Source organism: Pandoraea anapnoica (genome assembly GCF_902459765.1).
Classification (GTDB): domain Bacteria; phylum Pseudomonadota; class Gammaproteobacteria; order Burkholderiales; family Burkholderiaceae; genus Pandoraea; species Pandoraea anapnoica.
On the sequence record NZ_CABPSP010000001.1, the window covers coordinates 386,003 to 406,549 of the forward strand.

At 62.3% G+C, this 20,547-nt stretch carries 18 protein-coding genes; 8 read left to right on the forward strand and 10 right to left on the reverse strand.

What is annotated here, in order from left to right:
- Nucleotides 1–72 precede the first annotated feature (72 nt).
- From PAN31117_RS01890 to uvrA, 5 genes are all read right to left on the reverse strand, one after another.
- A complete protein-coding gene (locus PAN31117_RS01890; RefSeq protein ID WP_150736679.1) occupies nucleotides 73–471 on the reverse strand; it encodes a RidA family protein in 399 nt (132 codons plus the stop codon).
- Nucleotides 468–1,448 (reverse strand): threo-3-hydroxy-L-aspartate ammonia-lyase, encoded by a 981-nt coding sequence (locus PAN31117_RS01895; protein ID WP_150736680.1) that lies wholly within the window; start codon nucleotides 1,446–1,448, stop codon nucleotides 468–470. Before PAN31117_RS01895 ends, PAN31117_RS01890 begins: the two co-directional genes overlap by 4 nt.
- A complete protein-coding gene (locus PAN31117_RS01900; protein WP_150736681.1) occupies nucleotides 1,445–2,119 on the reverse strand; it encodes a helix-turn-helix transcriptional regulator in 675 nt (224 codons plus the stop codon). The genes PAN31117_RS01895 and PAN31117_RS01900 overlap by 4 nt, the downstream gene beginning before the upstream one ends.
- Nucleotides 2,120–2,238: 119 nt before the next feature.
- Complete coding sequence (locus tag PAN31117_RS01905) at nucleotides 2,239–3,267, reverse strand: AI-2E family transporter (RefSeq protein ID WP_150736682.1); 1,029 nt, start codon at nucleotides 3,265–3,267, stop codon at nucleotides 2,239–2,241.
- Nucleotides 3,268–3,293: 26 nt separating this feature from the next.
- Nucleotides 3,294–6,158, reverse strand: a complete 2,865-nt coding sequence (uvrA, locus tag PAN31117_RS01910; protein ID WP_150736683.1) for an excinuclease ABC subunit UvrA — start codon at nucleotides 6,156–6,158, stop codon at nucleotides 3,294–3,296.
- A gap of 511 nt (nucleotides 6,159–6,669) precedes the next feature.
- On the opposite strand from uvrA, the gene PAN31117_RS01915 reads away from it, so the two are divergent.
- From PAN31117_RS01915 to PAN31117_RS01935, 5 genes are all read left to right on the forward strand, one after another.
- Nucleotides 6,670–7,833 carry an MFS transporter gene (locus tag PAN31117_RS01915; RefSeq protein WP_150736684.1) on the forward strand — a complete coding sequence of 388 codons (1,164 nt, stop codon included), beginning with the start codon at nucleotides 6,670–6,672 and terminating at the stop codon, nucleotides 7,831–7,833.
- 30 nt (nucleotides 7,834–7,863) lie between these two features.
- Nucleotides 7,864–8,382 carry a single-stranded DNA-binding protein gene (locus tag PAN31117_RS01920; RefSeq protein ID WP_150736685.1) on the forward strand — a complete coding sequence of 173 codons (519 nt, stop codon included), beginning with the start codon at nucleotides 7,864–7,866 and terminating at the stop codon, nucleotides 8,380–8,382.
- 191 nt (nucleotides 8,383–8,573) lie between these two features.
- Entirely contained in the window at nucleotides 8,574–9,794 is a 1,221-nt protein-coding gene (locus PAN31117_RS01925) for a glycosyltransferase (RefSeq protein ID WP_150736686.1), read from the forward strand.
- 10 nt (nucleotides 9,795–9,804) lie between these two features.
- Nucleotides 9,805–10,506 (forward strand): polysaccharide deacetylase family protein, encoded by a 702-nt coding sequence (locus PAN31117_RS01930; protein WP_150736687.1) that lies wholly within the window; start codon nucleotides 9,805–9,807, stop codon nucleotides 10,504–10,506.
- A 147-nt stretch (nucleotides 10,507–10,653) separates the two neighbouring features.
- Nucleotides 10,654–13,008: a patatin-like phospholipase family protein gene (locus tag PAN31117_RS01935; RefSeq protein WP_306440177.1), complete on the forward strand. Its 2,355-nt coding sequence runs from the start codon at nucleotides 10,654–10,656 to the stop codon at nucleotides 13,006–13,008.
- Between the two features lie 6 nt (nucleotides 13,009–13,014).
- Here PAN31117_RS01935 and PAN31117_RS01940 read toward each other — a convergent pair whose 3' ends face one another.
- From PAN31117_RS01940 to PAN31117_RS01950, 3 genes are all read right to left on the reverse strand, one after another.
- Nucleotides 13,015–14,154 (reverse strand): ATP-binding protein, encoded by a 1,140-nt coding sequence (locus PAN31117_RS01940; protein ID WP_150736688.1) that lies wholly within the window; start codon nucleotides 14,152–14,154, stop codon nucleotides 13,015–13,017.
- A 39-nt stretch (nucleotides 14,155–14,193) separates the two neighbouring features.
- Nucleotides 14,194–14,898, reverse strand: a complete 705-nt coding sequence (locus tag PAN31117_RS01945) for a response regulator (protein WP_150736689.1) — start codon at nucleotides 14,896–14,898, stop codon at nucleotides 14,194–14,196.
- A gap of 205 nt (nucleotides 14,899–15,103) precedes the next feature.
- Nucleotides 15,104–15,490 (reverse strand): DoxX family protein, encoded by a 387-nt coding sequence (locus tag PAN31117_RS01950; protein ID WP_246188867.1) that lies wholly within the window; start codon nucleotides 15,488–15,490, stop codon nucleotides 15,104–15,106.
- A gap of 300 nt (nucleotides 15,491–15,790) precedes the next feature.
- On the opposite strand from PAN31117_RS01950, the gene PAN31117_RS01955 reads away from it, so the two are divergent.
- Nucleotides 15,791–16,495: a GntR family transcriptional regulator gene (locus PAN31117_RS01955; protein ID WP_150736691.1), complete on the forward strand. Its 705-nt coding sequence runs from the start codon at nucleotides 15,791–15,793 to the stop codon at nucleotides 16,493–16,495.
- A 10-nt stretch (nucleotides 16,496–16,505) separates the two neighbouring features.
- Here PAN31117_RS01955 and PAN31117_RS01960 read toward each other — a convergent pair whose 3' ends face one another.
- Together PAN31117_RS01960 and PAN31117_RS01965 are read right to left on the reverse strand one after the other, a co-directional pair.
- Nucleotides 16,506–16,961, reverse strand: coding sequence for a GNAT family N-acetyltransferase (locus PAN31117_RS01960; RefSeq protein WP_150736692.1), 456 nt, complete (start codon nucleotides 16,959–16,961; stop codon nucleotides 16,506–16,508).
- 51 nt (nucleotides 16,962–17,012) lie between these two features.
- Nucleotides 17,013–18,026, reverse strand: a complete 1,014-nt coding sequence (locus PAN31117_RS01965; RefSeq protein ID WP_150736693.1) for a serine hydrolase domain-containing protein — start codon at nucleotides 18,024–18,026, stop codon at nucleotides 17,013–17,015.
- Between the two features lie 481 nt (nucleotides 18,027–18,507).
- Between PAN31117_RS01965 and PAN31117_RS01970 the strand changes: the two genes are divergently transcribed.
- Together PAN31117_RS01970 and PAN31117_RS01975 are read left to right on the forward strand one after the other, a co-directional pair.
- Nucleotides 18,508–19,575 carry a TauD/TfdA family dioxygenase gene (locus PAN31117_RS01970; RefSeq protein ID WP_150736694.1) on the forward strand — a complete coding sequence of 356 codons (1,068 nt, stop codon included), beginning with the start codon at nucleotides 18,508–18,510 and terminating at the stop codon, nucleotides 19,573–19,575.
- A gap of 72 nt (nucleotides 19,576–19,647) precedes the next feature.
- Nucleotides 19,648–20,541, forward strand: a complete 894-nt coding sequence (locus tag PAN31117_RS01975) for an ABC transporter substrate-binding protein (protein WP_150736695.1) — start codon at nucleotides 19,648–19,650, stop codon at nucleotides 20,539–20,541.
- The last annotated feature ends 6 nt before the right edge of the window (nucleotides 20,542–20,547 follow it).

Below are 20,547 nucleotides of genomic sequence, written 5' to 3' on the forward strand. Positions count from 1 at the left end.
GGGATTCGTAGAGCGAAGTGTAACGGTCTGATCGCTCGACTCGCCTCGAATTCCCGGGATTCATCGCAAGTTTCACCCCGCCAGCGCCGTCGCCTCGATCTCAACGGCGACGCCATGACTGAGGGCGGGCACTGGCACCACGCAGCGTGCGGGTTTCGCGTCGCCCGCCCACTCGGCGTAGACCTCGTTGAACGGACCCCAGTCGTCGACGTTCGTGATGTACACGCGCACCTGCACCAGACGGCTGACACTCGTGCCGCAGGCGGCAAGGATGGCGGCCACATTGTCCAGCGCCTGCTTTGCCTGCACGGCGAACGGCGCGCCGACCAGGCGCTCGCCCTCCGGTGTGACCGGCAACTGTCCCGAGACGAAGACGAAACCGTTCGCGCAAACCCCGTGCGAATAGTGGCCTCGCGGCGGTTGCAATGTCGGTACGTTCACCGATTCGATACCTCGTTCCTGCGTGCTCATACGGCCTCCCCGAGCGTAAGTTTTGCAAAACGTGCGAGATCGACGTTGCCGCCGGACAGGATGACGCCCACGCGCTTGCCGCGAACGTCGACCTTGCCCTGCATCGCGGCGGCGGCTGCGAGACACCCCGTCGGCTCGACCACAATCTTCATGCGGCTCGCGAAGAACTTCATCGTCTGCACGAGTTCATCGTCGGTCACGGTCAGGATGTCGTCCACCAGCGAGCGAATCACCGGGAATGTGTACTGACCGAGATGCTGCGTCTGTGCGCCATCGGCGATGGTGCGGGGCGTCTCGATGTGAACGATTTCGCCCGTGCGGAAGCTCTGCTGCCCGTCATTGCCAGCTTCCGGCTCCACGCCGTAGATTTCGATATTCGGATTGAGCGCGCGCGCCGCGACGGCGCTGCCCGAAAGCAAACCGCCACCGCCAAGACAGACCAGCAGCATGTCGAGTTCACCGGCGTCTTCGATCAGTTCCTTGACGGCTGTGCCCTGACCGGCCATCACGTGCGGATGATCGTACGGCGGGATCAGCGTCATGCCGCGTTCCTCGGCGAGACGCTTCGACAGCGCCTCACGATCTTCCTTGTAGCGATCGAACAAGATCACTTCCGCACCGTACCCACGCGTGGCGTCGATCTTCATTTGCGGGGCGTCCTGCGGCATCAGGATGACGGCAGGCACGCCCAACTCGCGCGCCGACAATGCGATGGCCTGCGCGTGATTGCCCGACGAGAACGCCAGCACGCCGCCGCGCTTCTGCTCCGCAGTGAACTGAGAAATCGCGTTGTAAGCGCCGCGAAACTTGAACGCGCCCATGCGCTGGAAGTTCTCGGCCTTGAAGAACAGGCGGGCACCCGTCATGGCGTCGGCTGTGCGGGACGTGAGCACCGGCGTGCGGTGCGCGGCTTCGCGAATCCGGTCGTGAGCGGCGACGACGTCGCCATACGTAATCGCCAACGTGGGGGAAGTCATGAGGAACCTTTCGGGTCGGAGAGATAGGTGTAGACGGTCGAACGGGCGACGCCCAGCGTGCGCGCCACTTCGGCATGCGCGTGACGCAGGTCCAGCAGGCCGCGCGCCTCGATCAGACGGATCGCTTCGCGGCGTTGTGCAAGCGTCAGACCCTGCGGCGTGGTGTTACGCTGCGCCGCGAAGTCGGCGATGAGCGGGCGGATGTCGTCGAGACGTCGGCTGGCAAGTGTTTCGCTAACGGTGGACGGTGCCTGATTCGGCACGCTCACCAATTGCTGAACGCTCGCCGCTGCTGCCGCCAGCATCGAAATGTCCATGTTCAGGCAGATGGCGGCGACATACTCGCCCTCGCTGTTCTTCAGTCCGATGGACGTGCTCTTGGCCGGACGCCCATCCGGAAACCGGTTCGCGTAGTTCGCAATGACCTCGGGGAATGCCGGGTCGGCGATACGGGCAAGCCCCATCTCCGTGACGGCGTCGCCCGGCTCGCGGCCTGACAAGTTGTTGGCGATGGCCACGATGGCATGGTCGGGATCGGTCAGGTCGTGCAGCACCACTTCCACGAGTGGTGCGAAGGTCTGGCCGAGCGCTTCGACGATCTTGCGTCCCTCACGCAACAGCAGCGTGTTCTCGTCGAGCTTGCCCGTGGCGGGAGATTTGGCGGATTTCATGATTTGACATTATGTCACTGGGTGACGAAATGTCAAATTTGCGACAAAAAGCACGCCCGGTGCCCGTTTGTCTCCGGTGAGACGTCGGACAGCGGGCGTCGCTGTGTTCAGTCAGACGCTCAGACGAGCTTCTTTTCCGCCAGTTCGCTCTTGAGGTAACCGTAATAGATGGGCGCGGCGATCAACCCCGGTAGTCCGAATGCGGCCTCCATCACGATCATGGCCAGCAGCAATTCCCAGGCACGCGACTGAATCTGTGTGCCGACGATGCGCGCGTTCAGGAAGTATTCGAGCTTGTGGATGACGATCAGGAAGACCAGCGCCGAGATCGCCACGTACAGCGACACCGACAGACCGAGCACCACGATGAACGTGTTGGAGATCAGGTTGCCGACGACCGGCAGCAGGCCGACCACGAACGTCACCACGATCATCGTCTTGCGCAGCGGCAGATGGATGCCAAACAACGGCAGGATACCGATCAGGAAGATGGCCGTGAAAACCGTGTTGATGAGCGAGATCTTCACCTGGGCGAAGACGATGCGGCGGAAGGCGTCGCCGAAGAGCGTCACCCGGCGGGTGAGCGCGGCGGCCAGCGGGCGCATGTGCTGCACCGGACGCACCGTCGACAGCGCCACGAGCGCGCCGAGCACCAGCCCGACGATGATGTGCACCATCGCGTTCAGTGCTTCCTTGCCGACAAGCGACATCTCCTGCGTGTGATCCTTCAGGAATTCGGTCACGGCCGAATGGATGTCTTCGGTATCTGCCGGAAGCCGATCCGTTACCCACATCGGTAGTTGCGAGCGCGCCTGCTCGATCGCGTCCATCATGCGGCCGTTGATGTGTTCGAGGTGCCCCGCGTCGCTGCGGAAGAAGGTGATGATGCCGAACACCAGCGCCGTCATGAGGGCGACGATGAGTGCGGAGAGCAACGCCACGGCGACCAGCCGTGCCCGCTCGCTGGAGATGCGCAATTGCAGGCGCGGCCCCAGCACATGGACAAGCTGATACACCACCATGCCCGCCAGTACCGCCGACAGCAGGTGGATGCTGAGGATCAGCCAGAGGGCCACTGCCGCGAAGACGTAGCTTGCGGCTTCGACCCAGAAGTTCCGGTCCGGGGTCCAGCCAGAGCGCGGTTCCATGAGATGAGTCCTTTTCCGATGAAGCTTTACTTGCCGCGCTTGAGCAACGGCGCCAGATATTTGCCCGTGAAGCTGGCCTTGCTCGCCGCCACCTGCTCGGGCGTGCCTTGGGCAATGATCTGCCCGCCACCCGCGCCACCTTCCGGCCCGAGGTCGATCACCCAATCCGCCGTTTTGATCACGTCGAGATTGTGTTCGATGATGACGACCGTGTTGCCCTGATCGCGCAACCGGTGAATCACCGTCAACAGCAGTTCGATATCGTGGAAGTGCAGACCCGTGGTCGGTTCGTCAAGGATATACAACGTGCGGCCCGTGTCACGCTTGGACAGTTCGAGCGAGAGCTTCACGCGCTGCGCTTCGCCGCCCGAGAGCGTGGTGGCCGACTGACCGAGACGGATGTAGCCGAGACCGACGTCGAGCAGCGTCTTCAACTTGCGCGCGACGACCGGCACCGGCTTGAAGAACTCATGCGCTTGCTCGACCGTCATGTCGAGCACTTCCGAAATGTTGCGTCCCTTGTACTGGACTTCGAGCGTTTCGCGGTTGTAGCGCTTGCCGTGGCAGACGTCGCACGGCACGTACACGTCCGGCAGGAAGTGCATCTCGACCTTGATGACGCCGTCGCCCTGACAGGCTTCGCAGCGTCCGCCCTTCACGTTGAACGAGAAACGGCCCGGGTCGTAGCCGCGTTCCTTGGCCTGCGGTACGCCCGCAAACAGTTCTCGAATCGGCGTGAACAGCCCCGTGTAGGTGGCGGGGTTCGAGCGCGGCGTGCGTCCGATAGGCGACTGGTCGACGTTGATGACCTTGTCGAAGTGCTCCAGCCCGTCGATCTGCTCATACGGTGCAGGCTCGGCCGACGAGCCATACAGATGGCGTGCGACGGCGTGATACAGCGTGTCGTTGATGAGCGTGGACTTGCCCGAGCCTGAGACGCCCGTCACGCACGTCAGCAGACCGACAGGCAGGTCCAGATTGACGTTCTTCAGATTGTTACCCGTGGCGTCGACGATGCGCAGATAGTCCTCACCCGGTGCGCGACGCTCTGCCGGCACTTCGATGCGCCGTGCGCCAGAGAGGTACTGACCCGTCAGCGATTCTGCGGCATTCTCGATCTGCTCGGGGCTGCCCTGTGCGATGACGGTGCCGCCGTGAATGCCCGCGCCGAGTCCCATGTCGACGACGTAGTCGCTCGCGAGAATCATGTCCTCGTCGTGCTCGACCACGATCACTGAGTTGCCGAGATCGCGCAGGTGCTTGAGCGTGCCGATAAGACGGTCGTTATCGCGCTGATGCAGGCCGATGGACGGCTCGTCGAGCACATACATCACGCCCGTCAGACCCGAGCCGATCTGCGACGCGAGACGAATCCGCTGTGCTTCGCCGCCCGAGAGCGTATCGGCGCTACGTTCCAGCGAGAGGTAGTCGAGACCGACGTTGTTCAGGAACGTGAGACGCGCCACGATTTCCTTGACGATCTTGTCCGCAATCTCGCGCTTCGCGCCGTGCAGTACGAGTTCGTGGAAGTAGCCGAGCGTTTCGCGCAGCGGCAGATTGCCGATCTCGTAGATGGCGCGTGCCTGCTTGTCTTCGCCGACTTTGACGAAGCGCGCCTCGCGACGCAGGCGACTGCCTTCGCAATCGGGGCAGGCGCGATTGTTCTGATACTTGGCGAGTTCTTCGCGCACGGCGACCGAATCGGTTTCGCGATAGCGCCGCTCAAGGTTCGGGATGATGCCTTCGAAGGCATGCGAGCGCACCGACGTGCGACCCTTTTCGTTCACATAGGTGAACGGAATCTCCTGCTCGCCGGAGCCGTACAGCACGATCTTCTGAGTCTCTTCCGGCATTTCCTCGAAGGGCGTATCGACGTCGAAGTCGTAGAACGCCGCGAGGCTTTGCAACATCTGGAAGTAGAACTGATTGCGCCGGTCCCAGCCCTTGATCGCGCCGGATGCGAGCGACAGTGCAGGGAAGGCGACGACGCGCTTCGGATCGAAGAACGTCATCTGTCCCAGACCATCGCAGGTCGGGCAAGCGCCCATCGGGTTGTTGAACGAGAACAGACGCGGTTCGAGTTCCTGCAACGAATACGAGCACACCGGACACGCGAACTTCGAGCTGAAGACGTGTTCCTTATTGGTGTCCATTTCCAGCGCAATCGCGCGGCCGTCGGCCAGACGCAGCGCTGTCTCGAACGACTCGGCCAGACGTTGCTTCAGATCGGCGCGCACCTTCACGCGGTCGATGACCACGTCGACGGAATGCTTTTCCGTCTTCTTGAGTTTGGGCAGCGCTTCGATGTCGTACACGCGCGCGGTGCCTTCGTTGGCCGCGCCGCCGCCCGAGCGGATGCGAAAGCGCACGAAGCCCTGTGCCTGCATCGATTCGAAGAGGTCCGCATGCTCGCCTTTACGATCCACGACGATCGGCGCGAGGATCATGAGCTTGGTGTCTTCGGGCAGCGCGAGTACGGCGTCGACCATTTGCGAAACGCTTTGCGATTCGAGCGGCAGTCCGTGATCGGGGCAGTACGGCGTACCCACGCGTGCATAGAGCAGACGCAGGTAGTCGTGAATTTCGGTGACCGTGCCGACGGTCGAGCGCGGGTTGTGCGACGTTGCCTTCTGCTCAATCGAGATTGCTGGCGAAAGGCCTTCGATGAGGTCGACGTCGGGCTTTTCCATCAGTTGCAGGAACTGACGGGCATACGCCGACAGGCTTTCGACGTAGCGGCGCTGACCTTCCGCGTAGAGCGTATCGAAGGCGAGCGACGACTTGCCGGAGCCCGACAGGCCGGTGATCACCACAAGCTGGTGACGCGGCAGGTCGAGATTGACGTTCTTGAGGTTGTGGGTACGAGCCCCACGAATACGGATGGTTTCCATTGACGGTTCCGGGTCGTCGCCGAGGAATCCGCGCGGCGAATTGTCGCGGGGCGGCTTCCGGCCCCCAAGAGCCTGAGTTTCCCGGGACGTCGGACCGCGCCGGCACGGCGTTGGCCGGGCATCGACGCAGCAGGCGGCGGGAGCGGTCGGGCGGGCCGCTGGGGGGAAATCAGGGCGGCTAAACCTGCTAATATACCTAAGTTTGATTGCCGGGGCTGATCCCTGCTGACGGGCTGCCTCGGGCGCCGATGCGGCATTGGAGGGAGATGGGGACGAACCGCCCGATTTCCAGAGGCTGGCGTCCGGCCGTTGTGCCAGGCCTACCGGGCATTCCGGACCCTACCGGGTCTCATGTGCGAACCCGCCAGGCGGGGCGACACACCCGGTCGTCCGAACGCAAACATCAGACAATTCCGAGGCCGCAAGCGCTTTTTTCATCTCTCAGGACGTAATGTCGACTGATTCCGTGACTTCCGCATCTCCTGCCTCGACACGCGGCCGAGGGGGCCGCATGACCCCGCTAGAAGTGCGCGCCAGCGCGTCGCTCGCGGGGATTTTTGCTTTGCGCATGCTCGGGTTGTTCCTGATCATGCCGGTGTTCTCGGTCTTCGCGCAGACGATTCCGGGCGGCAACGACACCTTCCTTGTCGGCCTGGCCATCGGTATCTACGGTCTGACGCAATCCCTGCTCTATATCCCGTACGGGTGGGCGTCCGATCGCCTCGGACGCAAGCCTGTGATCATCTTCGGCCTGATCGTGTTCGCGATCGGTTCGCTGGTGGCGGCCATGGCGCACGATCTGACGTGGATCATTGTCGGCCGGGCGATTCAGGGCGCCGGGGCGATCTCGTCGGCCGTCATGGCTTGCGTGGCGGATCTGACGAGCGACGCGAACCGTACCAAGGCGATGGCCATGATCGGCGGCAGCATCGGCGTGTCGTTTGCCGTGGCCATCGTGTGTGCGCCGTTCCTGTATCACTGGCTGGGCATGAGCGGCTTGTTCTCGGCCATCGGCATTCTCGCGGTGCTGGCGATTTTCGTGGTGCTGTGGGTGGTGCCCACGCCGCCCGTGCATGCCAAGGCCGGGCCCGCGCCGTTCTCCGAAGTCCTGCATAACCCGGAACTGCTGCGTCTGAACTTCGGCGTGTTCGTGCTGCACGCCACGCAAACGGCGCTTTTCGTTGCGATGCCGCGGATGCTGGTCGCAGCCGGATTGCCGGTGGCGCAGCACTGGGAGATCTATCTGCCGGTGATGGGGTTGTCGTTCATAGCGATGGTGCCCGCGATCATCGCTGCCGAAAAGCGCGGCAAGATGAAGGCCGTGCTGCTCTCGGCGATTGCACTGGTGGCCGTGGCGCAGGTGGCGCTGGGCGGATTGCCGCCGACGGTCGGTGTGATTGCCGTGGTGCTGTTCGTGTACTTCCTGGGTTTCAATGTGCTCGAAGCGTCGCAACCGTCGCTGGTGTCGAAGCTGGCGCCGGGACAGCGCAAGGGCGCGGCCGTCGGAGTGTACAACACGACGCAAGCACTCGGACTTTTCTGCGGTGGGGCGCTCGGGGGTTTTCTGATGACCCACTACGGTCAAAACGCAATCTTCCTGACTTGCGCAGCCGGGGCTTTCGTGTGGCTTATAATCGCCGCACCGATGAGGACGCCTGCGCCTCGTCAATCCTGATCGGATTTCAGCAATACCGGAGAAAGATTTATGGCATCAGTCAACAAAGTGATTCTGGTCGGCAATCTGGGTGCCGACCCCGAAGTCCGCTACATGCCGAGCGGCGATGCGGTTGCGAACATTCGTCTGGCGACGACCGACCGTTACAAGGACAAGCAGTCCGGCGAATTCAAGGAAATGACGGAATGGCACCGCGTGTCGTTCTTCGGCCGTCTGGCGGAGATCGTCAACGAGTACCTGAAGAAGGGCTCGTCGGTGTATATCGAAGGCCGCATCCGTACGCGCAAGTACCAGGCGCAGGACGGCACGGAGCGCTACAGCACGGAAATCGTGGCTGACCAGATGCAAATGCTGGGTGGCCGTAGCGGCGGCGGTGAAGGCGGCGGCGGTGGCGGCTACTCGCGCGGCGGTGGCGGTGGTGGCGAAGAAGGCGGTGGCGGCGGTTACTCGCGTGGCGGCGGTGGTGGCGGCGGCGGTGCCCGTCAGCAAGCCCCGGCCAAGCAGTCCGGCGGCGGCTTCGACGACATGGACGACGATATTCCGTTCTAAGAAGAGACGACCGGGCGACATCTCGCCCGTCGACAAAACCCGGCAAGCGTTACGCTGCCGGGTTTTTTTACGTCCATACGTCCACACGCCCGCACACCCGGCGACAAAACGAAACAAAACTCATTGAGTCTCGACACCGTGCCGCCCCGGGTCTCTCTACCATTCGTGGAGACACCATCGGGCCGGAACGCATGAAGATTCTTTACACCAACTTTCACGTCGGCTGCGGCGGCGGGCAGGACACCTACGTCCGCGAGCTCGCGCTCGCCATGAGCCGCGACCATGAGGTCACCGTCGCTACCCCTCCCGGTAGCTGGCTCGGTGAACAGGTCAAACGGCTGCCGCGCATCACATCGGTCGACATCGACTTCAAACCACGCTGGTACCGCTTCTGGCGCGAGACGCTGCGTTTGCGCCGTCTGATCCGCGAGCACCGCTTCGACGTCGTGCACGTCAACGGCTCTCCCGATCATCGCCAGGTCATGCTCGCCGTCGCCGGATTGTCGGTGCGCCCCGAAATCGTCTTCACCAAGCACAACACCTATCCCGCCAACTCGTTCGGCAACTGGTTGCGCGCAAGCTTCGGCACGAGCCGGACCATCGCCGTGAGCGATTACGTACGCACGATGCTCAGACGTGAGTCGTCCTATCCGAACATCGTGGTGATCAAACACGGCGTGCGTTCGCCGGCTGCCGAACGGCTCAACGAGGAGGAACGCCTGCGCCGTCGCTCGGCACTGCTCGGTGCAAGCACCGACGACAGCATCGTGCTCGGCAGCGCGGCGGGTACCGGCGCAGCGAAGGGATGGGCCGACCTCGTCCTGGCGCTCACGCTGCTGCCCGAAGCGACACGTCGGCGCTTTCGCGTCTGGCTCGCGGGCACCGAGCCGAGCATCGAGCAACGTGCAATGGTCGAGGAGTGCGGTCTCGACGCGCAGATCCTCTTCACCGGGCCGATCAACCACGTCCACCATCTGCTCGCGGCCACCGATGTCGCATTCGTCCTCTCCTATCACGAGAGCCTGTCGTACGCGTGCCGCGAAGCAATGGCCGCTGGCTGCGCCAGTCTTGTGACGAAGGTCGGCGGATTGCCGGAAAACGTCACCCCGTGGGTTGACGGCTGGATTGTGCCGCCGCGCGATCCGCAAGCGATTGCCAACGTGCTGATGCACATCGCCGACAAACCGGAGCGCGTGCGACACATGGGGCACATGGCACGGATGAAGGGGCGGACCGAGTTCGATTTCGACGATTTCGTCGAGGCGACCTACGGCGTGTATCTGGACGCCGTTGCCGCCAGCATCAGGCCGCACCCCCCGACTCGCGCGAATCTCCCGATGCGTCAGTGGCTGCATAAGTGCTTGCATAAGGCATTGCGTCGCCATCGACGCAATCAGAAGCGAGCCGCCTGAGGCCCCCGCCATGTCGGTTCCGATCCTGATGTATCACCAGATTTGCGCAGTGCCACCGCACGACAATCCGCTGCGGGGGCTGTGCGTCGACCCCGATACGTTTGCGTCACAGATGGCCTGGCTTCGTCGCTTCGGCTATCAGGGCCTGAGCATGTGCGAGCTTCAGTTGTATCTTCGTGCACCGGGACGCGCCAAAGTGCTCGGCATCACGTTCGACGACGGCTTTCAGAACGTATTCGATCACGCGATGCCCGTGCTCGATTCGGTGGGCTTCACTGCGACCTGCTATTTCGTGGCGGATCATCTGGGCGGCACCAATCACTGGGACGCCCACCTTGCCCCGTCCCCCGCACCGCTCATGGACCGCGACCGGCTCCTGACATGGATGCGTCGCGGGCACGAGGTCGGCGCGCACACGCTCAATCACGTGTCGTTGCCGGACCTGACGCTGGACGATGCGGCCGCAGAAATCGTCGGCGCCAAGCACCAACTCGAATCGATTTGCGGGACGAACATCGAAGCGTTCTGCTACCCGTACGGCAACGTCACCCGACACGTGCGCGATATCGTCGAGCGCGCCGGGTATCGCAACGCCACGACCACGCGACGCGCTCGGGCCGACCGTGACGACGACCCCTTTCTTCTGCCCCGTCTGGCCGTCGCGCCGGATGTCGGGCCCTTCCGCCTTTTGTTCAAGTGTCTGGCGAGCTAGTTCGCCCCGCATCGAATCGGCCGAGAGGCCGCCTTTCTGTACCTCTCCCGTCTGAAAGATCCTCCGCACGTAATTCGTGGGAGCAGGTCCATTAGGTGAAACGGAAAGCGGGTATTCTTGCGTTTTTCCCAAATCTCTCCGTAAGCCATGAGCCGTTTCCCCCAACTTCATCTGCGCGACGGGGACGGTTTTCGCTGGCTCGGCGCGTGCCTGCTGCTCGGTGGGTTGTTCGCCTTGCTCTGCCCGGCGGCAAGGGCTGCAGCATCCACTGCGGGTACTGCGTCCGCAACACCCGGGACGATCTGTCGCGTTGAAGGCGGCGATTCCGGGCGTCCGTCGGTCGGGCTGGTGCTTTCCGGCGGAGGTGCGCGAGGCTACGCGCACCTCGGCGTGCTCAAAGTACTCGAAGACAATCGCATTCCGGTGGACTGCGTCGCAGCGACGAGCATGGGTGCAGTCGTCGGCGGCTTGTACGCGAGCGGCCTGAGCGCGTCCGACATGCGCGCCAGGCTTGAACACGTGAACCTCGCGGACGTTGCGTTCGACGTCACCGATCGCAGCGATCTTCCGCAGTCGCAGCGCGAAGACGAACGCTACTACGTCGACAGCTTCTCCCTCGGCTTCGGTCGTAACGGCTTCCAACTGCCTTCAGGGCTGGTGCATGGCAACCGGCTTCAGGCCCTGCTTCAGGAGTGGACGCCGAACATCGGCGGTTCGGTGTCGTTCGACAAACTTCCCGTGCCGTTCCGCGCGATTGCCGCCGACTTGCAGACCGGCCAGATGGTCGTGCTCGATCACGGCTCGTTGCCGCAGGCCATTCGCGCGAGCATGGCGCTGCCCGGTCTGTTCTCCCCGGTGGACGTCAATGGCCGCACGCTGGTCGACGGCGGCATCGTCAGCAATCTGCCGATCGAGACGGCACGCTCGATGGGCGCGGATGTCGTAATTGCCGTGGACATCGGCTCGCCGCTGCGTCCGCTGAACGCGCTGTCGTCGCCAGCGGACGTGTTCCAGCAAATGGTCGGCATTCTGATTCGCCAGAACGTCGCGCGTCAGCGCGAGCAGCTTCGCGCAACCGACGTGCTGATTCAGCCGGATCTGGGAGGCCTGACGTTTACCGACTTCGAGAACGCTACACAGGCCATTGCCTCGGGTGAAGCGGCCGCTCGGGCGGCGTTGCCGCAACTTCAACGGCTCGCGCTGAGTCCGGAACAATATGCTGCTTGGCGAACTGCGCACGGGACAGCCCCGGCGCAAGCGGTACGCATCACGAAGGTCGAGATTAACTCGCGCGGTGTGGTGCCTGCCAAGCGCATCCGGGCGGCGCTGCATGTGAAGGAGGGGGACGTCTACGACCCGGCCGCAGTCAACAAGGACCTGCTCGCACTCGTCAACGAAGACGATTTCGAGAGCGTCACGCAGCAAATGGTGGAAGAGAACGGCGAGCACAAGCTCGTCATCACCGCGCAGGAAAAGCGTTGGGGACCGAACTTCCTGCTGTTCGGCCTCGGCTTGTCGGCGACGTCGAAGGAGGAGGGCAGCTTCCGTCTGCACCTCGGATACCGTCGCCCGTGGCTGACGAGCAGCGGGCTCGAAGCCCGTGCCGACGCCACGCTCGGCAGCGACGTCCTCGCGTTTCATGGTGAGTTGCGTCAGCCGTTCGCCAACCCGTGGGGTGCTTACATCGCGCCGTACGTGGAGATTCAGCGCCGTCACGCCAACGTGTACGACGAGTCGGGCGATATCAGACTCACGCGGTATCGACTCACCACGGAGCGCGCCGGTGTCGATATCGGCTTCCCGATATCGACACTTGGCGACTTCCGTGTCGGTCTGGTGTATTCGCACGGCACGGCCGTGCCGCAGTACAACCTGCCCATTGGCAATGACGATGACGACGATGCGACCCCGACGAATCAACTGCTCTTCCCCGACATTTACGGACGTCAGCTGAGCGCCCGCGCAAAGCTGGTAATCGACCAGCTCGACGATCCGCAATTTGCCCGTCGCGGTTACTTCACGGAGTTGCGCGCAGAGCGGTCGTTGTTCGCGGGAAGCAACAGCTATACCGAGGTGTACGGCAAGGGCATGGTGGCGATGAGCTACGGGCGGCATAGCGTGAGCGCTACGGTGGAGGCGGGCAACAACTTCGGCGGCACCAACGTGACGAACCCGCTCGGCTTCACGCTCGGCGGCTTCCAGCACTTGTCCGCATACGCCGCCGATCAGTTGGCGGGCAATTCCATGATGTACGGGAACATCACGTACATGAACCGGATTGCGTCGTTCAGCGCATCGCCGATCCGGCGTCTGTTCGTCGGGGTGAGCGTGGAAGCGGGCAACGTCTGGTCCGTGGACGATTCGTTCGGGAGCGGTACGCTCAAGCGCAGCGTCACGGTCTTCTCCGCGCTCACTACGTCGTTCGGTCCGATCTACTTCGGCGTGGCGTTCGCGCCGGGCGGACGCAACAACATCTACTTCCAGTTGGGACGTACGTACTGAGTCGGCTCAAGGGGGCACCGAGGCCGAACCGGCGGGCGACACAGCGGGCCAGCTGATTTCGAAGCGCGCCCCGCCGAGCGTGACGGGATCCGTGGCGGCAACGTTGCCGTTGTGCGCCCGCATGACTTGCTCCGTGATGGCGAGGCCGAGCCCGTAACCGCCGGTGTGGCGGTCGAGTCGCACGAAGGCGTCGAAGATCCGTTTGCGGTCGTCTGGCGGAATGCCGGGGCCGTCGTCTTCCACGTAGATACCGATGTTCCCATGGCGCAACTGCATCCCCACGACGATGCGCGAGCGCGCATACCGGCTCGCGTTGCGCAGCAGATTGCGCATGGCATACGCCATCAGCCGCTTGTCCATGACGACCTGATACGACGGCGCAAGATTGCACTCCAGCGTGATGTCGCGCTCGGCGTAGAGCAGGGAAGCGTCGCGTACCTGATTCGCGAACCAGTGTGCAACGGACGTGGCCTCAAGATTCGACTGAAGCGAGCTGTACTCCAGCCGCGCGAAGGTCAGACTCATGTCGATGAGTTCGTCGAGCTCGGTCACGTCCAGATCGATGCTCGCCAGTGCTTGCTGATACGCGTCGGCAGACGACGTCGGGTCGCGAAGTATCTCCAGCGCAAAACGCAGGCGCGCGAGCGGTGTGCGCAGTTCGTGCGAGATGCCGTTGGTCAGGTCGCGCTGCGTGGCGATCAGTTTCTCCATTCGCTCGGCCAGCGCATTGAGCGTGCGTGCCAGCGGGCCGATGATGACGCTGTACGACTCCTTTGCGCGAGTGTGGAAGCGGCCGCCACTGAAGTCGATGGCACGCTCGCGCACCATCACGAGATCGACCCAGACCGGACGCATCCACCGATACGCGACGATGGCAGGTAACAGCAGCGTGCTCAATATCACGGGCGCCAGAAAGTGAGCGGTCCCCAGACTCGTGCGCCATGCGCTGTCCGGTGCATTAAACACGATGAAGAGCGCCGGGACGGCGAGCACCAGCAGACAAAGCCCCAGCAGGTTCGTGTACGTGCGCACGAAGAGCCGCGACCAACTGGGACGACGGTCGGCGCGGGTGTCCGTCCATGAACGACGAAATCGCTGCCACCGCAGCCGGCAGTATCGATAGGGCTGGAAGGGGTTGGCGGGCATGATGTGCGCTGGGCGGGCCGGTCGTGAGGTCGTGCTGGGTCAGTCCCAGCAGGATTTGTTGAGTTGATACCCCTTGCCGCGCACCGTCAGAATGCACTGCGGGGCGGTGGGATCGTCGTTGAGCTTGCGTCGCAGCTTGTAGATGCCGCCGTCCACCGAGCGGTCGATGCCGTCGAATTCGACGCCCCGCAAGTGGCGCACCAGCGCGTCGCGCGTCACTACTTCGCCCGCCGAGCACGCGAGTGCCCAGAGCAGATCGAATTCGGCGGAGGTCAGATCGGGCTGCTTGCCGTTCGGCAGCGTGACGGACCGGGTGCCCCGGTCAATGCGGCACCGGCCGAGCGAGATGCTCTCGGGGGAGTTGCTGACGGGAATCAGGTGTTCGTTGCGACGCAACTGAGCCTTGATGCGGGCAAGCAGCACACGTGGCTCCACCGGTTTGTGAACGTAATCGTCCGCGCCCAGCTCCAGCCCCAGCACTTCGTCGAATTCCTCGTCGCGTGCCGTCACCATGATGACGATGCCGCGATACTGCGCGCGCGCCTCACGACAGATCTCGAAGCCGTCCTTGCCCGGCAGATTGACGTCGAGAATCACCAGATCGGGGCGACGGCGCAGGATGGTTTGCACGGCACGTGCGCCATCGAGCACGCATTCGACCTGATAGCCGTGCTTCTGAAGGTAGCCGCAAACCAGGGCGGACAGACGGGCGTCGTCTTCAACGAGAAGGATGCGGGCGGACATGTGGATGCTGAAGGGAGATTGCGCGAGTGTAACGAGTTCCGTTGCGCCGGTATTGCCTGGCGACAAAACTCGACAATTCTCCAACGTCGATGCGTTGTGTTTTCGGCATCTGCTTAAAACGAACACCCCGAGGACCGTAAGCCTCTCGGGGTGTTGTCCGGACGACGTGCCCGATCACGCCGGGCTAACCGACGGGTTCGCTGGTTTACGCTTTCGACGAAGACGTGTGCGCCTGTGCGACCAGCAGAAGGAACCCACCGGCAATCGCAATGTTCTTGAAGAAGTTGTTAAGTTGACCGCTGAACTGCGCGGGATCGGCGGCCCAGAACTTATGGCCGATGAGGGCCGTTGCCACGGTGTAGATCGCGAGCAGAAGCGCCAGCGGCTTGAGACGCCAGCCAAGAATCAGTGCGATGGCGCCACCGGCTTCGATCAGGATGACCAGCGCGGTCACGACTTCGGCAAAGGGCAGACCGATGGCGGCGAAATAACCGGCGGTCGCTTTGAAGGCGAAGATTTTGCGAACCCCGGCAATCAGGAACAGGGCCGACATCAGCACCCGTGCAAACCACTGAATATTGAAACGATGCATGGTGATTGTTCTCATCCAAAAGCGAGTTTTATTCGACAAAACGTCGGCATTGATGCGTTCCAGCGTGATGTGCTGTCGCAGTTGGCGGTCATCATATCGATGCGATACGCGGCACGAAATACATGCCCGGGTAACTTAAAGTTGCATGGACGGAACAATTGACATGAAACCTTTGCGTGGACATGCGATAGCCGGATGTCCGAGAAATTCTCAACCGGCCGCTGATGTGGAAACGTATACGGAAATTGGAATTTGTATAATCGTCGCGTTATCCACTTCGGCCTCGACGGGTTCTGCGCTGTGACCAAATCCCCACGCGACGACGCGACCGGCAATCTCGCCGCCACTGCCACGCTCGATGAAGCTTCGCTCTCGACGGCGGACCGGGCTTACGACGCCATTCGCCGTCAGATTGTGTCGGGCGAACTGCCGGAAGGTGCGCCGATTCGTCAGGACGAGATCGCGGCGCAACTCGGCGTAAGCAAGATTCCGGTGCGTGAGGCGCTGATGCGTTTGCAATCCGAGGGATGGGTGTCGCTCAAGCGTCATTCGGGGGCGATTGTTTCGCCGCTCACGGTGAACGATTGCGTTGAGATGCTCGACATGCGAATCGCACTGGAATGTCGCGCGCTGGAGATTGCGGTGCCAAACATGGCGCCGAGCGATCTCGCGCTGGCTGAACAATTGCTGAAACGCTACGCCAAGGCCGACACACCGCAATCGTGGAGCGATCTGAATCTCGCATTCCATCAGGCGCTCTACGCACCGGCGAATCGCCCGCGCCTCGTCGCCACGGCGCAGGCCGCACAAGAACGCATGGGACGTTTTCTGCGCGCTCACCTCTCGGCCGTCAACGACCACCAGCGCTCGACCGACGAGCACATCGCCATCCATCAGGCCTGCGCTGCGGGCGACACAAAAACCGCCGTGCGTCTGCTGCGCAAACATTTAGAACAAACGCAGCGCGAAGTGATGGCGTATTTCCGGTTGAACGGGAAGGCGTAGGGAACCCGCGCTAGTGCGACTCGCCTACCGCATTCGTGAATAACATGTGCGTCGCGTTCGCATCCTTGATGCGAACAAAGCCAAGCCGCGAATAGAACGCATCACCGGCATCGGTATCCGTCGAGAGCCGAACTACGCGGAACCTGTGGTGTGCGTCTAAAAGAAGCTCGTACACCAACGCTTCGCCGATCCCGCGACGCCGAAAGTCATTTGCCACATACAGACGACGCAGCCGCGCCGTGTCGCCAGTTGAATCGTACGGGTCTACGTTCAGACCGCCGATGCCGACGAGGCACCCGCTGTGTGTCGCCACAAGAAGGCGCTCCCCTGGCTTGTCAAACCTGTTCTTGCCCGTCTCCCATTCTTCGATCAGACGGCCGAGAAACCTGAACCCTTGCGCTGCGGCTTCACGCTCAAGGTCGGTCAACTGTGGGGGAAGGTCTTCTATCTGGATTATCGCGAGCATGTGCACACATTGACGCCTTGGGCGTCGCGATGTTTCGGTCTCATTGGTGGCTCATTCGCTGACGTTCTCAGCTAGCCAACGAATTGCGTCATGATGCCCCGGTAAAACGTCGCGCGTCACGCCTTCCATCAGCCTTAACCCGCGATTGCCGTTCGTCAGCAAAACGACGCCTGCCTGTCGTTCGAGGCTTCCGAGCACGAAGGCTCTGACCCCCGTCATCTTCCCCCACTGGAAGAAGGTTCGATGACTCGGTTCTATACCCCAGCCCAGACCCCAACCGATGTCACGCTCAGTTTCCGGCGGTTCGCCATGTAGATGAACGATTGCGTCCTTGGGCACCATAATGCTTGCGCTCAGCCATGCCTTCCAGGTTGAAGGCTTGAGTCGCGCGCCACGGAGTACCGCTGCAACGAATGCCCCGTAGTCGGAGGCGGTTGTGAGGAGAGAGTAAGACGCGTTCGCGGCCGAAGGGCGGTGAATCTCGACCTCCCGGTTCTCCTCATGCGGACGCGCCAGATTGTTGAGAAACCGATCCTGCCATTCAAGGCTTGACAAGCGCATTCCCAGCGGCTCGAACACAAGCCGACGCATCGTCGCTTCCAGTCGTTCACCCGTCTGCGCTTCGACCGCCGACTGCATCAACGTGAATCCCATGCTGGAATAGCTGAACCACGCGCCAGGCGTGAAATGCACCCGAACCGGCTCCTTCCCTCGAATGTTTTGCAAACCACAGGTATGTGTGAGGACGTGGCGCAGGGTGATAAGCGCGGATCTCGGATCGTCGGGCACTACTGGCGCAATCGAGCGGGCAAGCGGCGCATCGAGATCCAGTACCCCGGCATCCGCAAGCTGAAGCACGGCGTACGACACGACAGGCTTCGTCAGAGACGCTACCGGAAAGACTGTGTCGACGCGAACGGCATCGCCAGTCTCTTTGCCTTTCAGGCCGCTGGCAGCGGCGTCGATGCCGTTTTCATGCACGCATGCCACTGACGCGCCAATCACGTCACGGTCGGCCATTTCGCGCTTAAGCCAACGCTCGAGAGACTGTTCACTTCGGTTCATTCGCCCCTCGCATTTTCGATTTGGCAAGCCGTGAAGGAAGGTTTCGAGAATGGATTGTTGACGATTTCAGCAGGCGTGTCGAACGACCGGTCATGCGCCACAGTGGCCTTGCCGCGTCATGTCTGTCGCCTTCGCACGTTCAAAATCGTATACGAAAATAATAAATGATATACGGACGCAATTCTGTTCGCGTATAGTCCATGTGACCGGGGTTTTGCGTACCCGCTGTTCGGGCAGTCCCGCGCGGGGCTATGAACCCGAAGCTTGTCTCGTCTGTCGCCTGCCAGAGAGGCGCTGCGCGCGCTCGCACCGCGATGTAGAGCGCACCCAGGACACCTGGCCGTTGTGTTGTTTTCCAGCGCCAGGACTTTCCCTGATCCGACGCAACCCCTGATTGCCGGAATCGAAAAGCTTGGTGCAATGTCTTTGCATGTATATACAACACAGAGCGAACTACTAAACACATCTATCAGGAGGTTTCATGTCCGAGTCGAAGAGTCTTCAGGGCGCTGCCGTCTGGCGCGGTGCCGAAATGGTGAACAACGACCGTTGGGTCAAGACGTTCCCGGCACACGTGCTCGATCAGATCGATGCCGCGCTGGCGCAAACGCGCAACGTCGATTGGCGTGACATCAATCGTCAGAACTTCCCGCTGCCCGATGCGGGCGCGTTCTTCGACGACGTGCGTGAAGAACTCGAAAACGGCTCCGGCATGGTCAAGATTCGCGGTCTGGACGTCAGCCGCTATGACGCCGAACAACTGCGTCGCATCTGGTACGCGCTCGGTGCACACCTCGGCACGCCGATGTTCCAGAACTGCCGTGGCGAAGTCATGCGCGAGATCAAGGACGAAGGCATGGGCGTCGGCGCGAAGCTCTACGGCGCGACCGTCGACAGCTCAGGCAAGCAATTCCTCTCCTCCGGCGCACGTACGCTCTCGCCGGGGCAGCTGCGCTTCCACACGGACCGCTGCGACGTGGTCGGTTTGCTGTGCGTGCGTCAGGCATCGGAAGGCGGTGTGAGCAAGCTGGCGAGCAGTGCTACCGTCTACAACGAGATGCTCAAGCGTCGTCCGGATCTGCACGCGCTGCTGTGCAAACCGATTCCGCGCAGCCGTTTCGGCGAAGAGGCCGGCGGCGAACACATCGCTTACGACCTGCCGATTTTCGGCGTGCGAGACGGTAAGCTGACGAGCCACTTCTCGCTCACCTATATTGAGAACGCCCAGATGCTGCCGGGCGTACGCAAGCTCAGCTACGCCGAGCACGAAGCCATCCAGATGCTCATGGCGCTGGCCGAAGAAGAGTGCTTTCAGATGCGGTTCGCACCGGGCGACATTCAGTTGCTGAACAACCACATCGTGTACCACGGGCGTACGGCCTTCGTGGACGATGTGCAGACCGGTCAGGACCGCATGCTCATGCGCCTGTGGCTGTCGATGCCCAACTCCCGTGCCTTGCCCGACGATCACGCCGTCCTCTGGGGCGACGTTGCCTCGGGCAAACCGCATGGTGGCATCGCTCAACCGGCTGCAGCATTGCCTGCTTGACACCCTGGACCACTGAAGCCCCCGCGCTCGCGCCCCGAATCACATACTAAAGACGCAAGGAGAGACTCCCTCATGAAACCGATCGAACAGCAGGACAAGAACCGCGCAACCCGCAAATCGACTCATCTGCGCTCGCTGCTCATTCCGCTCGTGCTGGGCGGCCTCTCCGTTTTGTCGACGGCCGCCTCCGCAGCGCCAGACTTCGGCAATTGCCAGGTCACCGGCACGCGCGGCTCGGTCAAACTCGAAACGGTCACGCCGGGCGCATTGTCGGTGCGTCCTGTGCTGCCCGCACCGGGCTGGTGGAACGGCGATTCCCCTGACACCATCAAGGACGGCTTCGAATACTGCATGGCCGCCAACATGGCTTATCGCGCCGGTCTGGATCGCGTGATCGTCGTCAACCGCTCGTTCGCGCAAGTGGTGACGGGGCAGGCCAAGGGCTTTGATATCGCGCTGAGCGAAATCACGATTACCGACGAGCGCAAGAAGGTCGTCAACTTCACCGATCCGTACTTCAGCTCGGATCAGGGCATTCTCGTGAAGACGGGCACCAAGGTCGACAAGGACAGCATCAAGAAGATGCGTCTGGGCGTGAAGCAGGGCACCACGATCCTGCCGTATCTGACGGACAAGGTGAAGGTCGCCGAACACCCGAAGGTCTACACCGACGCCGCTGCCATGTACGCCGCACTGGCCGCCGGTCAGGTCGACGCCGTGCTCTACGACACGCCGAACGTGCTGTCCATCGCGAAGAAGTCCGAAGGCCGTTTCGAAGTCGTCGGCCGCTATGACACGAGCGAACAATGGGGCGGCCTCGTCAACAAGGATTCGCCGAATCTGGCCGCCTTCAACAAGCTGATCGCCGAGATGAAGAAGGACGGCACGTTCGACCGTCTGGCCACGCAATACCTCGTGCCGAGCCTCGGTGCCGATCCCGCCAAGGTGCCGGTCCTGACGCCGTAAGGTCGA

What these genes read in the sequence shown, in the direction of transcription:
- PAN31117_RS01915 (WP_150736684.1), top strand. Translation starts at nt 6,670, where the DNA reads ATGACCCCGCTAGAAGTGCGCGCCAGCGCGTCGCTCGCGGGGATTTTT.
- PAN31117_RS01895 (WP_150736680.1), bottom strand. Translation starts at nt 1,448, where the DNA reads ATGACTTCCCCCACGTTGGCGATTACGTATGGCGACGTCGTCGCCGCT.
- PAN31117_RS01920 (WP_150736685.1), top strand. Translation starts at nt 7,864, where the DNA reads ATGGCATCAGTCAACAAAGTGATTCTGGTCGGCAATCTGGGTGCCGAC.
- PAN31117_RS01930 (WP_150736687.1), top strand. Translation starts at nt 9,805, where the DNA reads ATGTCGGTTCCGATCCTGATGTATCACCAGATTTGCGCAGTGCCACCG.
- PAN31117_RS01945 (WP_150736689.1), bottom strand. Translation starts at nt 14,898, where the DNA reads ATGTCCGCCCGCATCCTTCTCGTTGAAGACGACGCCCGTCTGTCCGCC.
- uvrA (WP_150736683.1), bottom strand. Translation starts at nt 6,158, where the DNA reads ATGGAAACCATCCGTATTCGTGGGGCTCGTACCCACAACCTCAAGAAC.
- PAN31117_RS01890 (WP_150736679.1), bottom strand. Translation starts at nt 471, where the DNA reads ATGAGCACGCAGGAACGAGGTATCGAATCGGTGAACGTACCGACATTG.
- PAN31117_RS01940 (WP_150736688.1), bottom strand. Translation starts at nt 14,154, where the DNA reads ATGCCCGCCAACCCCTTCCAGCCCTATCGATACTGCCGGCTGCGGTGG.
- PAN31117_RS01925 (WP_150736686.1), top strand. Translation starts at nt 8,574, where the DNA reads ATGAAGATTCTTTACACCAACTTTCACGTCGGCTGCGGCGGCGGGCAG.
- PAN31117_RS01965 (WP_150736693.1), bottom strand. Translation starts at nt 18,026, where the DNA reads ATGAACCGAAGTGAACAGTCTCTCGAGCGTTGGCTTAAGCGCGAAATG.
- PAN31117_RS01900 (WP_150736681.1), bottom strand. Translation starts at nt 2,119, where the DNA reads ATGAAATCCGCCAAATCTCCCGCCACGGGCAAGCTCGACGAGAACACG.
- PAN31117_RS01950 (WP_246188867.1), bottom strand. Translation starts at nt 15,490, where the DNA reads ATGCATCGTTTCAATATTCAGTGGTTTGCACGGGTGCTGATGTCGGCC.
- PAN31117_RS01935 (WP_306440177.1), top strand. Translation starts at nt 10,654, where the DNA reads ATGAGCCGTTTCCCCCAACTTCATCTGCGCGACGGGGACGGTTTTCGC.
- PAN31117_RS01905 (WP_150736682.1), bottom strand. Translation starts at nt 3,267, where the DNA reads ATGGAACCGCGCTCTGGCTGGACCCCGGACCGGAACTTCTGGGTCGAA.
- PAN31117_RS01975 (WP_150736695.1), top strand. Translation starts at nt 19,648, where the DNA reads ATGAAACCGATCGAACAGCAGGACAAGAACCGCGCAACCCGCAAATCG.
- PAN31117_RS01960 (WP_150736692.1), bottom strand. Translation starts at nt 16,961, where the DNA reads ATGCTCGCGATAATCCAGATAGAAGACCTTCCCCCACAGTTGACCGAC.
- PAN31117_RS01970 (WP_150736694.1), top strand. Translation starts at nt 18,508, where the DNA reads ATGTCCGAGTCGAAGAGTCTTCAGGGCGCTGCCGTCTGGCGCGGTGCC.